General features: G+C 38.2%; 11 protein-coding genes and 2 other annotated features. Of the genes, 8 read left to right on the forward strand and 3 right to left on the reverse strand.

Going from position 1 to position 13454, the window contains the following annotated elements; genetic code table 11:
- Positions 1-17 precede the first annotated feature (17 nt).
- Positions 18-1481 carry a sodium/proline symporter PutP gene (gene putP, locus V7024_RS14415; RefSeq protein WP_335521152.1) on the reverse strand — a complete coding sequence of 488 codons (1464 nt, stop codon included), beginning with the start codon at positions 1479-1481 and terminating at the stop codon, positions 18-20.
- Positions 1482-1785: 304 nt separating this feature from the next.
- Positions 1786-2024, forward strand: a binding site (T-box leader).
- Between the two features lie 42 nt (positions 2025-2066).
- Positions 2067-2301: a binding site (T-box leader), on the forward strand.
- A gap of 51 nt (positions 2302-2352) precedes the next feature.
- Between putP and trpE the strand changes: the two genes are divergently transcribed.
- Genes trpE through trpA form a run of 7 tightly spaced genes read left to right on the forward strand, consistent with a single transcriptional unit; the run spans position 2353 to position 8690 of the window.
- Complete coding sequence (gene trpE, locus V7024_RS14420; protein ID WP_335521154.1) at positions 2353-3771, forward strand: anthranilate synthase component I; 1419 nt, start codon at positions 2353-2355, stop codon at positions 3769-3771.
- The gene (locus V7024_RS14425; RefSeq protein ID WP_335521156.1) at positions 3768-4355 is read left to right on the forward strand and encodes an anthranilate synthase component II; all 588 of its coding nucleotides are present in this window, start codon (positions 3768-3770) and stop codon (positions 4353-4355) included. Before trpE ends, V7024_RS14425 begins: the two co-directional genes overlap by 4 nt.
- The gene (trpD, locus tag V7024_RS14430) at positions 4352-5377 is read left to right on the forward strand and encodes an anthranilate phosphoribosyltransferase (RefSeq protein WP_335521158.1); all 1026 of its coding nucleotides are present in this window, start codon (positions 4352-4354) and stop codon (positions 5375-5377) included. Before V7024_RS14425 ends, trpD begins: the two co-directional genes overlap by 4 nt.
- Entirely contained in the window at positions 5378-6139 is a 762-nt protein-coding gene (gene trpC, locus V7024_RS14435) for an indole-3-glycerol phosphate synthase TrpC (RefSeq protein WP_335521160.1), read from the forward strand.
- Positions 6136-6738, forward strand: a complete 603-nt coding sequence (locus tag V7024_RS14440) for a phosphoribosylanthranilate isomerase (RefSeq protein ID WP_098915783.1) — start codon at positions 6136-6138, stop codon at positions 6736-6738. The genes trpC and V7024_RS14440 overlap by 4 nt, the downstream gene beginning before the upstream one ends.
- A gap of 2 nt (positions 6739-6740) precedes the next feature.
- Entirely contained in the window at positions 6741-7934 is a 1194-nt protein-coding gene (gene trpB / locus V7024_RS14445; protein WP_335521163.1) for a tryptophan synthase subunit beta, read from the forward strand.
- A 3-nt stretch (positions 7935-7937) separates the two neighbouring features.
- The gene (trpA, locus tag V7024_RS14450) at positions 7938-8690 is read left to right on the forward strand and encodes a tryptophan synthase subunit alpha (RefSeq protein ID WP_335521165.1); all 753 of its coding nucleotides are present in this window, start codon (positions 7938-7940) and stop codon (positions 8688-8690) included.
- A gap of 361 nt (positions 8691-9051) precedes the next feature.
- Here the strand turns inward: trpA and V7024_RS14455 are convergent, their stop codons facing one another.
- Positions 9052-9609 carry a DUF4240 domain-containing protein gene (locus V7024_RS14455; protein ID WP_335521167.1) on the reverse strand — a complete coding sequence of 186 codons (558 nt, stop codon included), beginning with the start codon at positions 9607-9609 and terminating at the stop codon, positions 9052-9054.
- A gap of 408 nt (positions 9610-10017) precedes the next feature.
- On the opposite strand from V7024_RS14455, the gene V7024_RS14460 reads away from it, so the two are divergent.
- Complete coding sequence (locus tag V7024_RS14460; RefSeq protein WP_335521169.1) at positions 10018-11514, forward strand: L-lactate permease; 1497 nt, start codon at positions 10018-10020, stop codon at positions 11512-11514.
- Positions 11515-11633: 119 nt separating this feature from the next.
- Here V7024_RS14460 and V7024_RS14465 read toward each other — a convergent pair whose 3' ends face one another.
- On the reverse strand, positions 11634-13319 hold the full coding sequence (locus V7024_RS14465) for an MFS transporter (protein ID WP_335521171.1): 1686 nt from the start codon (positions 13317-13319) through the stop codon (positions 11634-11636).
- Between the last annotated feature and the right edge of the window lie 135 nt (positions 13320-13454).

Consider the following 13454-nt stretch of genomic DNA (forward strand, 5'->3'; position numbering starts at 1 on the left):
GCAGGCATTGTTTTTTATTAAGAAGCTACTTTTTCGAATTCGTCAAATTCTTTTTGAACCTTTTCTGATGGTTTTGTTAATAGACTTACAATAATAATAACGAGTAAGCTCACAGCAAAACCAGGAAGCATTTCATATAACATATCTTTTAAAAACTTAAATTGTGTCCACGTAATAACTGTTGTTGCACCGGCGATCATCCCAGCAAGAGCGCCCCATTTCGTCATTCGTTTCCAGTACAAGCTTAATAAAATAACTGGTCCGAATGAAGAACCGAAACCTGCCCAAGCGTAACCAACAAGTGCTAGAATTGTGTCATTTTGTTTAAAGGCAAGTCCGCTTGATACTAGAGCGATGACTAGAACGGCCATACGTCCTACAAAAACAAGTTCGCGGTCCGTTGCCGAGCGGCGGAAAAATGTTCGGTATAAATCTTCTGTTACAGCACTTGATGTAACAAGAAGCTGAGAAGAAATAGTACTCATAATTGCCGCTAAAATGGCAGCTAATAAAAATCCAGTAATGAGCGGATGGAATAAAATATTTCCAAGCTCAAGGAAAATCGTTTCTGGATCTGCTAATTTCATCCCTTTGTCAGCATAATAAGCAATTCCAATTAGTCCAGTAAACATTGCGCCGACAATAGAGAAAATCATCCAGCTCATTCCGATGCGGCGAGCACTTTTTAATTCTTTTACAGATGAAATAGCCATAAAGCGTACGATAATATGCGGTTGTCCAACATAACCAAGACCCCAAGCAAATAAAGAAATAATGCCGAGTACAGAAGTACCTTTAAAAATATTTAATAGTGTTGGATCGACAGATTGAATCGTATGAAATGCTGATCCAAGACCATTTACATGCATAATTGTTACGACTGGAACTAAAACGAGTGCAACGACCATAATAATTCCTTGTACGAAGTCTGTCCAACTTACAGCTAAGAAACCACCAAATAACGTATATGCTACAACAACAGCTGCAACGATGAAAAGTCCTGTATGATAGTCCATTCCAAATGTATTACGGAATAAAACAGCGCCCGAAACTAACCCAGAAGCTACATAAAATGTAAAAAAGATCATAATAACAAGTCCGGAAACAAGACGTAGCATATGGGATGTATCATGGAAGCGATGTTCCAAAAATTCTGGGATTGTAATTGAATTGTTTGCAAGTTCAGAGTAGGTACGTAAGCGAGGAGCGACGTATAGCCAGTTTGCATAAGCGCCGAGTGTTAAACCGATCGCAATCCAACTGCTGCTTAGACCTGTTGCAAACATCGCACCGGGTAATCCCATTAATAGCCAGCCGCTCATATCAGCAGCACCTGCACTAAGTGCCGTTACTGCGGGGCCTAATGTACGCCCGCCAAGCATATAGTCAGTTAAATTAGATGTTCGTTTGTAGGCTATGTAGCCAATCACTAACATCCCGATCATATAGATCGAAATAGAAATTAAAATCTGTGTGTTCATGTTAGTCCCCTTTCCTAAGTAGTATCTTTTGCTGAGTTACATATTATAATCTAACATGATTATGTGTAAAAATCTATCATCTAAATACGAATTTTCAGAAATGTAAGCGTATTTAGAAGATAAAATATTTTACTAAAATAAAGTTTTTTGTTGATGTATAGCTATTTTTATAGAGTATTTATTATTTTTACATAAAAATGAGTTATTTTGTCAATATAATATTTAAGATGTACATAAAAAATTTATTTCTTGAAGGTATTGACTTCCCAAAAAAGAAAAGCATATAATGATTTCAAATTTAAAAACGCAAGCGTTGATGAAGAAGAGTACATATTATGGACATGTCAGAGAGCTGATGGTTGGTGCGAATCAGTATGAAAGTAATATGGAATGGGCTTCGGAGCTTCCAAACCGAAACGAAAGAAGTAGGCTTTGGCGAAAAGTTCTCATCGTTACAAGAGACACGTATTGTATTTCGATACGGAAAAGCGCGTTACTTTTGTAACGAATTAAGGTGGCACCACGGGAGTACCCGTCCTTTTTATAGGATGAGTACTCCCTTTTTGTATACAAAAAAATGAATAGGATAAATCGATGAGTAAGAAGAGTACGTATATTGGAGACGTTCCAGAGAGCCGGGGATAGGTGAGAGCCCGGTGCGGTGCCATATGCGGAATGGGCTTACGAGAGGTATGCTGAACTATAAGTAGGCAACCCGGGTTCCGCCGTTACAAGGATAGGGTATAAGATTGTACCTGAAAAAGCGGGATGCTTTGCATCCAACAAGAGGTGGTACCGCGGTAAATTTATCGTCCTCTGCATATTTCCATATGCAGGGGATTTTTTTATTTTAGCTAAAGAGGTGATGGTGATGATAACGAAAGACCAATTTATTATAGAAAAAAAGAAAGGGAAAACCTTTCTTATGATTCAAGAAGAAGAAGGAGATAGCGTGACGCCGATTGCGTTATATCGCCGCACTACAGGTGAGAAAAAATTTCTACTGGAAAGCTCGCAGCTTCATCAAGATAAAGGGCGTTATTCTTATTTAGGATGTGATCCTTACGGAGAAATCAAAAGTATTGGCAAGGAAGTAGAGATTACGATAAATGGTGCGACGGAAAAGGTAAACGGAAATGTATTAAAGGAGCTAGAAAATGTTCTTGCATTAGAGAAAGTTGAGAGTCCGTTTCCATTTTGCGGAGGAGCGGTTGGCTATATTGGGTATGATGTGATTCGGCAATATGAAGATATTGGAGAGATGCTCGCCGACCCTTTAAATATTCCAGAAGTACATGTGCTGCTTTATCGCATGTTTGTTGTATACGATCATGTAAGGCAAAAGCTATCATTTGTATATGTCTATCGCAGCGGCGATACAGACTCGTATGAAGAGGTTTATGAACAGCTGCAAACATATAAACAAAAATTGCTGCAGGAATCAGAAGAACAAATGAACGAGTTAGGTGCTTCCTTATCATTTACATCTTCTGTAACAGAAGAAAGGTTTCACAAAATGGTTGAACAGGTAAAGGAATATATTCGGGCCGGGGATATCTTTCAAGTTGTGTTATCGCAGCGTTTGCAAAGTGATTTTACAGGAAATCCATTTGCATTATATCGCCGTCTTCGCACAGCCAATCCATCTCCTTATATGTTTTATATTGATTTTCAAGATTACGTCGTACTTGGTTCTTCGCCGGAAAGCTTACTTTCTGTGCGAGATGATAAGGTGATGACAAATCCAATTGCCGGAACAAGGCCGCGCGGAAACACAAAAGATGAGGATGAAAAGATTGCGAAGGAGTTGCTTGCAAACGAGAAGGAACGGGCAGAGCATATGATGCTTGTTGATTTAGGAAGAAATGATATTGGACGGGTGAGTGAGATCGGTTCCGTTCAACTAGATAAATATATGGAAATCGAGAAATATTCGCATGTCATGCATATTGTATCTGAAGTTTACGGAACATTGCGAAAAAAGATGAGCTGTTTTGATGCATTAGCACATTGCTTACCAGCAGGTACTGTATCAGGAGCTCCTAAAATTAGAGCAATGGAAATTATAAACGAATTAGAAACAGAGAAACGAAATGTATACGCCGGAGCAGTTGGATATATTTCATTTTCGGGGAATATGGATATGGCACTGGCGATCCGAACGATGGTTGTAAAAGATGAGAAGGCGTATGTACAGGCGGGAGCTGGCGTCGTGTACGATTCGAATCCTGCGGCTGAATATGAAGAAACACTAAATAAAGCAAAAGCGCTCTTGGAGGTAATGAAATGATTGTCTTAATTGATAACTATGATTCATTCACATATAACTTGTATCAATTGCTAGGCCAACACACGGAACAGATTGTTGTAGTGCGTAACGATGAAGTGACAATTAAGGAACTAACGGACATGAAGCCAAGCGCAATTATACTTTCGCCAGGGCCTGGAAGACCGGAAGATGCGGGGATTTGTATGGATGTGATTCAACATTTTTATAAAACAGTTCCGATTCTTGGGATTTGTCTAGGACATCAAGCGATTGTTACTGCTTTTGGCGGAGAAGTTGTGCGGGCAGAAAAGATTAAACATGGGAAAACATCGCTTGTAAAACATAATGGCACATCGATATTCTCCTATGTAAAACAGCCGCTGACAGCGATGCGTTACCATTCGCTCATAGCAAAGCAGCACAATCTTCCGAGTTGTTTTGATGTATTAGCGACAGCGATGGATGACGGAGAAATCATGGCAATTCGTCATCACTACTATCCGCTTTTCGGATTACAGTTTCATCCAGAATCCATTGCAACTGAAGAAGGCGATAAATTAATACAGGCATTTTTATCTCAAGTGAAAGAGGGGGAGAGAGTATGAATGGCTATCTTCGAAAATTAGTAGAGCGGCAAGATTTAACGGAACATGAAATGTATGAAGCGGGTATTAGCTTATTAAGCGAAGATATTTTAGAAAGTGAGATTGCAGCTTTTTTAGCATTGTTAAAGGCAAAGGGGGAAACGGCAGATGAAATATACGGGCTTGTGCGCGCCCTTCGTGAAAAAGCATTGCCGTTTTCGAATCATATTGCAAATGCGATGGACAATTGCGGAACAGGCGGGGACGGCGCACAAACATTTAATGTGAGTACAACATCGGCTTTCGTACTTGCTGGTGCCGGCGTGAAGGTTGCAAAACATGGAAACCGCGCCGTTTCTAGTAAAACGGGAAGTGCAGATTTATTAGAGGAGCTCGGCGTGAACATTGCATGTTCGCCAAAGCATATTGATCATTTGTTAGAGAACGTCGGTATCGCTTTTCTATTTGCACCGGCAATGCATCCAGCACTGCGCCGCATTATGAAAGTAAGAAAAGAATTAAACGTTCCAACAATCTTTAACTTAATCGGGCCACTTACAAATCCAATCGACTTAGAAACGCAGTTCGTCGGTATTTATAAACGTGAGATGTTACTTCCAGTAGCAGAAGTCTTGCAAAAGCTTGGCAGAAAAAGAGCGATTGTTGTAAATGGCAGTGGATTTTTAGATGAAGCATCTTTACAAGGAGAGAATCACGTAGCAATTTTAAAAGATAACAACATTATGGAAGTGAGTATATTCCCAAAAGAATATGGATTTTCATGTGTGAAAAACGAAGCGATTCGAGGCGGCGATGCAAAGGAAAATGCCAATATTACATTACATGTGCTGCAGGGAGAAGATAGCGTATACCGTGAGACAGTGTTATTAAATGCCGGGCTTGCTCTGTTTGCCAACGGAAAAGCAAGGACAATTGAAGATGGAATTCGCTTAGCAGCCCATAGTATTGATTCAGGAAAGGCGCTGGAGAAATTACAGCTATTAATTGCTGAAAGTAACAAAAAACTAGAGAGGGTGAACTAGATGGAAACGATTTTAACGAAAATTATTGAGCAAAAAAAGAAAGAAGTAGCAGTGTTATATGAAACGTATATCCCAGAAAAGAAAAACCGTACATCTTATCCTCTCGTAGAAGCACTAGGGAAATTTACAGTCATTGCAGAAATAAAACGTGCTTCACCGTCTAAAGGAGATATGAACTTACATGTTGATGTTGCGAAGCAAGCTGAGCTTTATGAAACAAATGGTGCAGGAGCAATCTCTGTTTTAACAGATAGTCACTTTTTTAAGGGCTCGTTTCACGATTTAGAAACGGCAAGAAATCATGTGAATGTACCGCTTTTATGTAAAGATTTTATTATTGATAAAATCCAAATTGACCGGGCATATGAAGCGGGAGCCAATCTCATTTTACTCATTGTTGCTGCATTACCAAAAGAACAATTATTTGCGCTATATGCGTATGTAAAAGAGCGCGGCTTAGAAGCGATTGTAGAGATTCATAATGAAGAAGAGTTAGAAATAGCGTTAGAGCTTAATCCAGATGTCATTGGAGTAAACAATCGAAATTTAAAAACATTTGAAGTCGATTTACGTACAACGGAACAGCTTGGGAAACGGTTAAATGAACAAAACGTACTTTGGATTAGTGAGAGCGGTATTCATACGAAAGAAGATATTACACGTGTGAAGCAAGCCGGAGCAAAAGGAATTCTTGTCGGAGAAGCGTTTATGACAGCACCGTCTGTCGGAGACTTTTTTCAATCGCTGCAGGTGACGAAATGAAAGTAAAGATTTGCGGGATTACCGATATAAGAGCGGCAACAATCGCTTGTGAATACGGGGCAGATGCCATTGGCTTTGTATTTGCGGAAAGTAAACGGAAAATCACTCCCGAACAAGCAAAGCGAATTATCGAAGAGCTTCCGGAGAATATAATGAAAGTTGGCGTTTTCGTAAATGAATCAATCGACGTGATCGAAAACATTGCAACGTATTGTGGTTTAACGCATGTACAACTGCATGGGGATGAACAAAATTATCATATTAAAAGATTGAATATTCCATCTATAAAGGCTGTCGGTGTAAGTTCGAGCGAAGATATAGAACGAGCAGCGGAATATGAAACTGATTTTATATTATTTGATAGTCCGAAAGAACAGTTTCATGGCGGAAATGGCAAAACATTTTCATGGGAATTATTACGGTCAAATCCAATTGAAAAAAAGTGCATATTAGCCGGCGGATTAAATCTTGAAAATATCACAGAGGCAATTGAAATGGTTCAGCCGTATATGATTGACGTGAGCAGCGGCGTAGAAACAAACGGCAAAAAAGATATCGAGAAAATAAAACAATTTATCACAAAAGCGAAGGAGTGTTAACTATGCAATATGTATATCCAGATGAAAAAGGTCATTACGGTATGTACGGAGGACGTTATGTCCCAGAAACGTTAATGCAGTCTGTTTTAGAATTAGAAGAAGCGTATAAAGAGGCAATGCAAGATGAATCATTTCAAAAGCAATTACAGCATTATTTACAAACGTATGTTGGTAGAGAAACACCGCTTTATTTCGCAGAAAATCTGACGAAGTATTGCGGCGGCGCAAAAATTTATTTAAAGCGCGAAGATTTAAATCATACAGGAGCTCATAAAATTAACAACACAATCGGGCAGGCGCTTCTTGCAGTGCGGATGGGCAAGAAGAAAGTTGTCGCTGAAACGGGGGCTGGACAGCACGGCGTTGCGACAGCGACAGTATGCGCGTTGCTTGGCTTAGAATGCGTCATTTTCATGGGAGAAGAGGATGTGAAGCGTCAAAAACTAAATGTCTTTCGAATGGAACTGTTAGGAGCAAAAGTGGAAAGCGTTGCAGCAGGAAGTGGAACGCTAAAAGATGCAGTAAACGAGGCGCTTCGTTACTGGGTTGCACATGTACATGATACGCACTATGTGATGGGATCTGTTCTTGGACCGCATCCATTTCCGCAAATGGTACGTGATTTCCAAAGTGTGATCGGCAAGGAAACGAAGAAGCAATATGAAACGTTAGAAGGGAAATTACCGGAAGCAGTTGTAGCTTGCATTGGCGGCGGCAGTAATGCGATGGGAATGTTTTATCCATTTGTACAAGATGAAGAAGTTGCACTATACGGCGTAGAAGCAGCAGGCAAGGGACTTCATACAGAGAAGCATGCCGCAACATTAACGAAAGGAAGCGTCGGTGTCCTGCACGGATCGATGATGTATATTTTGCAAAATGAAGAAGGGCAAATTCAAGAAGCACACTCCATTTCAGCAGGGCTTGATTACCCGGGAGTTGGTCCGGAACATAGCTTATTAAAAGACATTGGCCGTGTATCGTATCATTCCATAACAGATGGAGAAGCGCTCCATGCTTTTCAACTATTAACGAAGCAAGAAGGGATTATCCCGGCATTAGAAAGCTCACATGCTGTGGCGTATGCACTGAAACTAGCACCTACTATGAAAAGCGATGAAGGGCTTGTGATTTGTTTATCAGGACGCGGCGATAAAGATGTGGAAAGTATAAAACGTTATATGGAAGAGGTGTAACTGATGGGAGTAGAAAGAATAAGTGAAGCATTTCAAAATGGAAAAAAAGCATTCATTCCGTACGTAATGGGCGGAGATGGAGATTTACAAGAACAAATTCGTTTTTTAGACGAAGCTGGGGCAAGCATTGTTGAAATTGGCATTCCATTTTCTGATCCAGTTGCAGACGGACCAACGATTCAAAGGGCCGGAAAACGAGCGTTGGAAAACGGAACAACGGTAGAAGGAATTTTCCAAGCATTAGCGGAAGTGCGAGTAGCAGTGCAAATTCCATTTGTACTCATGACCTATTTAAATCCTATTCTAGCATTTGGGAAAGAACGTTTTATCCTGCGCTGCATCGAAGCAGGCGTCGATGGGGTTATCGTCCCAGATCTTCCGTATGAAGAACAAGATATTATTGCACCGCTGTTATGTGATGCAAACATTGCGCTTATTCCTTTAGTAACAGTAACGAGTCCAATTGAACGAATTGAAAAAATTACAAGTGAGTCGCAAGGATTTGTTTATGCCGTCACAGTAGCAGGCGTAACGGGAGTGCGCCGCGATTTCACACAAGAATTACACACATACTTAGAAAAGGTGAAAGCGCATGTTCAGCTTCCGGTTGTTGCTGGATTTGGTATATCGAAGGCGGAGCAAATAGAAGAAATGACTCGAGTATGTGATGGAGTTGTTGTCGGAAGTAAAGTCATTGAGCTGTTAGAGAATGAAAAACGAAATGAAATTCGTGAGCTGATTGCTGCGGTGAAATAAAGGAGTTAACTCCCTAAAGTGCACACAGTATGTCGAACATCGTCGAAGAGTCTTTATACCATGTCGAATCGCCGATATATTTTATAAAACGGTCGATATATTAGTGGACATATAAGAAGGAGCTGATTCAAAAGACATATACATCTCTTTTGAGTCAGCTCCGTATATATAAATCCACTTTGTTTTTTTACATCTAAGTTGTACACAGAATAAAACATGACCTACTGGCTTTCTCTTTTTGTTTTAAACTTTGCACGTGGCAGGAAAAGGCCCTGACCGCTTCTATGCATGGCCAGATGCTCTCGTCCTTCCCTAAAAAGAAAGGGGTTTTTATGTCATTTTTTCAATTTGTATTTATATATTAACCTAATGGATCTTCACCAAAACGTTCCCAAAGTTTTGGAAAGCACTCAGCTAATTTGTCCTCATCTTCTTCCCAGTCAAATTCTATGTCTTGTTCAAATGGTTCATAACCTTTCTCATCAAGTAACGATGAGAATTTATTCCATATCTCATTATCCCACTCTGTATCTCCTGTTTCTTTTAGGCTGAACGCTTCAAATCCAGTACTTAACATTTCCTCAAGTTCTGGAATGAGTTCATCCTCTTCATAATAAGCAGGAATTAAGTTTGCTAGATTTTCAGGGTTTTGCAAAGCGGATTCAAACGTTTCTTGTCCACATGCGATGAGCCAACCTCGAAAGTAATCAAATGAATCATCGGAACATCCACCTAAAATAATATAAGCAGCTGCCCATAAAGAGGAAGTGTAGGATTGCTCTAAAGCAGTTTGGAGATGCATTTCATAATCTGCAATCTCATCTGCGGATTTTGCAGCTAATTGCTCAACTAACCACTCGACTGTTTCGTCTTTTGAATTCATGTCTGAAATGAGCTGCCAAAATTGTTCTTGGTTCATTGCTATCACTCCTCTAAAAAAGGTGTTTTTTGTAGTGTACCATGTTTTGAATAATTCATCAGATAAAGAATCGAATAAAAAAACTGACATAAAATTAATTGAATATTCCGCCTTATGTTATATAATATGTTTTAACATATAAGTCGCCGCTATGTATGGGCAGACACTCTCGGTCAACTAAAAAGAAGAGAGGTTTGTTAGTTCATTTTTTGATTTTCAACACATAAGTTGCTGCTATGAAAAAAAACATGCCCGCTACTTTCGTTCTCTTTTTGTTTTAACCCTTGCATGTGGCAGGAAAAGGCCCTGACCGCTTCTATGCATGGCAAGATGCTCTCGCCCATCTAAAAAGAAAAGAGGTCTTGTAACGTTTTTCAAATTGTACCTTACAAGAAATGAGATGATGGTATGACAGAATTATTAGCTCTTATTCCAATCATGATGATTTTTATTTGTTTATTTGTCTTCAAGCAGACATCACTGAAAGCATCGATAATTTCTTATGTTGTGTGCAGCGGAATGGTTTTACTATTACCGATGTTTCGCTTACAAATGGGGGAGGTTGCCCATGCCACAATGAAAGGTGGTTTAATTTGTTTTATCGTTGGATATGTTTTGTTTTTTGGGATTTTTTTATTTCACCTTATGAATAAAATGGGGTATATCGATCAAGTTGCTCGCTTTATGGAACATGTTACACATGACCGTTTACTACAAATGCTCCTGATGTGTTTTGGGATTTGTCCCCTAATTGAATCCGTAAGTGGATTTGGAATTGGATTTATGGTGGCTGCTCCTATTTTTCTTTCGCTCGGTTACAAGCCGTTTCAAGCTGTTTTACTTTCGTTTATCGGTTTATTAGCAAGCTCATGGGGCGCGATGGCAACAGGAACAATTATTGGGTCAGGGCTGATTGATATGCCTTTAGAACAACTTGGTTCTGGTACAGCGGTATTAAGTGTGCCAATCTTTGCGTATTTTATCATTCTTTCATTATATATAGTCGGCGGCTGGACGGCAGTAAGGCAAAAATGGAAAGAAGCGACTGGTTTTTTCCTATTATTTTCTCTATCCATCTATTTGTCTAGTACATATGTAAGTGTTGAATTAGCAGGAATTTTAAGTGCGATTGTAACGATAACATTTGGCTTTATCGTTATTAAAATGACAGCAAAGCAGCAGAAGGAAGTGTATTCGGAACACGCCGCTGCCGAGCAGCAAGAAGTTTCTATTTTAAAAATAATTAGCCCATATTTATTTTTAACAGTTTGCATCTTGCTTTCTCGCCTGATTCCGTCGTTTCATAGTGCATTGCAATCATACGCTGTTATTAACTTACCATCGTACTCTTACAAACTTGAATTATTGTATTCACCAGGATTTTGGCTTGGCGTTACATGTTTATTTACTATAATTTTTTTCCGGATTCCTTCTATTATAATAAGGCAGTCATTATTACAAACAGTGAAACAGTGGATACCGTTTGCGATTACAACGACAATGTTTATTGCGATTTCAGAACTAATGAGTGCAGCAGGGATGCACGCTTTATTAGCGGAAGCAGCTGGTCATATTTTTGGAACGATGTTTGTTTTCGTTGCACCGTTTATCGGTGGTATAGGCGGTTTTCTAACGGGAAGTAACGCTGGATCAAATGCGATGTTTATGAAACTGCAAATGCAAACAGCACAGAACGTAGGGCTTCCGTGGCAGTTCGTGACAACTGTGCAAAATACAAGTTCTTCTTTTGCTACAATTGCGTGTCCATCACGAATTACGCTTGGCGCTTATTTATGTAACATTCCATTTCGGGAAAATGAGTTATTGAAGAAGACAACGATGATGATTTTTGGTGCTGTGTTGATTGTGGTGGGAGAAGTTTTTGTGTGGCATCTAATATTATAACAATAATGTTATACAAAAAAATAAAAAGGTACTTACTTTCAACAATTTGAGAGAATAAGTACCTTTTTATTAAGGGAATATACTTTTGTAGTCACGTCAGAAAGATGAAAACGTAATTATTATAATTTGTAAACTTTATATTTTCTTTTTGGATTAATATCACTAAATAATGAAGTTATAATTCCAAAGAAACTTAAGATTCCTGCTAAAATGAAAGTATTACTAAAGGCTTTATTTATACTGTTGCTAAAAGCTTCGGAAACTTCCTTGGAAATTTTTAATGACTCATTTTTTTGTTGATTAAATTGCTTCTTAATTTCTGCGTGGTATGATTCTGGACTTTTTTGAAGAGCCACATCTTCAGCAGATTTGATTTTATCAGTAACCAAAGAAGTTGAAGAAGGAGAGACTTTAGCATTTTTTTTTAGATTTGAAATAATCTCATCTTTAACTTCAGTCTTTAAGATTTTACTACTATTTACGATTTCAATACTCTCATTTTTAGCTACGGAAACTTGATTATTAATGTTGATAGTCAAAATAGTAGTTAATAATGCTATTCCTAAAGATTGCCCAACAGCCCTCATCATATTAATTGTTCCTGAGGCAATTCCTACTTTATTTTCTGATATTTGTCTAATCGAAGAACCCATAGCTGGTCCTATTACCATTCCTAATGATAGTCCTGTTAAGCATAATAATAAGATAACATAATATAAAGAGGAATTGTACTTTACAGTAGCATATAAAAAAGTAGAAATACACATTCCTAGCATTCCGGTGAACGTGAATTTTACACTTCCTAATTTATCCGAAAACTTCCCGGAAATAATCGAGGTGAACATTGAGCTAAAAGCCAGAGATGAAATGATTAACCCTGATTTCATTGAAGAAAAATTCATCATATTTGTTAGAAAAAGTGTCACTAATAAAGTACCACTTGTCAAACTTAATCCTAAAATAAACAGTGTTAATGAGCTAAAGGTAAACGTTCTTATTTTCAAAAAGCTTAATGGGAAAATTGGTTCCGCTGCTTTTTTTTCAATGAATAAAAATAACAAAAATGTTACTAAGAAAATAACGAATAATAGAATGATTGGTTGTGATGACCAACCTAGTTCACTAGCTTTAGCAAATGCAAAGGTTAAGCAAAATAATGAAATAGTTAGAGTGATACTGCCTAGATAATCAATTTTTCTAGATGCATGATTGTCATATGTTTCTCTTAAGTAAATAGTTGCTAGTGTTAAAGTAATAATGCCGATTGGTATATTTACAAAAAAAATTGATTGCCAACTAAATAGATCTGATAAAATTCCCCCTAAAACAGGTCCAAGAGCAGATGCAAATCCAGAAACCGCTCCCCAAATGCCAATGATTAGTCCTTTTTTATTTTTATCAACTATATCGATAGCCATAGGCATAGTGACTGGAACTATAAATGAGGCAGTTACACCTTGAAGTATTCTAAAAGTTACTAATGATTGTATGGAGTTACTAATTCCACATAATAGAGAAGTTAGAGTAAAAGCGGCTAAACCAATGACAAAGACTCTTTTTCTTCCAAACTGATCGGCTAACTTAGATGCTGAGATTAACAAAATCCCAAATGCTAAGTTATATCCTGTAGTGACCCAACTTACTTCTGATAAATCAATAGAAAAATGCGTCAGGATATTTGGAATTGCTATGTTTACAATAGTAGTGTCCATCAGAGCCATGAATGAAGCTAATAGGAGTGATAGAAGTGCGAATCTTCTTTTTGTGATTGTATCATATTTTTCTTGTTCTTTTATTTGTTGCATATTCTTCCCCTCTTTTCATTTATGTCTAATATAATTTTAGATGAACATCTAAAATTAACAGGATAAATTTAACATGTTTTTAGATATCGGTCAACATGTTAAGTGGGGAATTCGGATAATTTTTAAAGTTATTAT

This window comes from Bacillus sp. JJ864 (genome assembly GCF_036963045.1).
GTDB lineage: Bacteria > Bacillota > Bacilli > Bacillales > Bacillaceae_G > Bacillus_A > Bacillus_A pseudomycoides_C.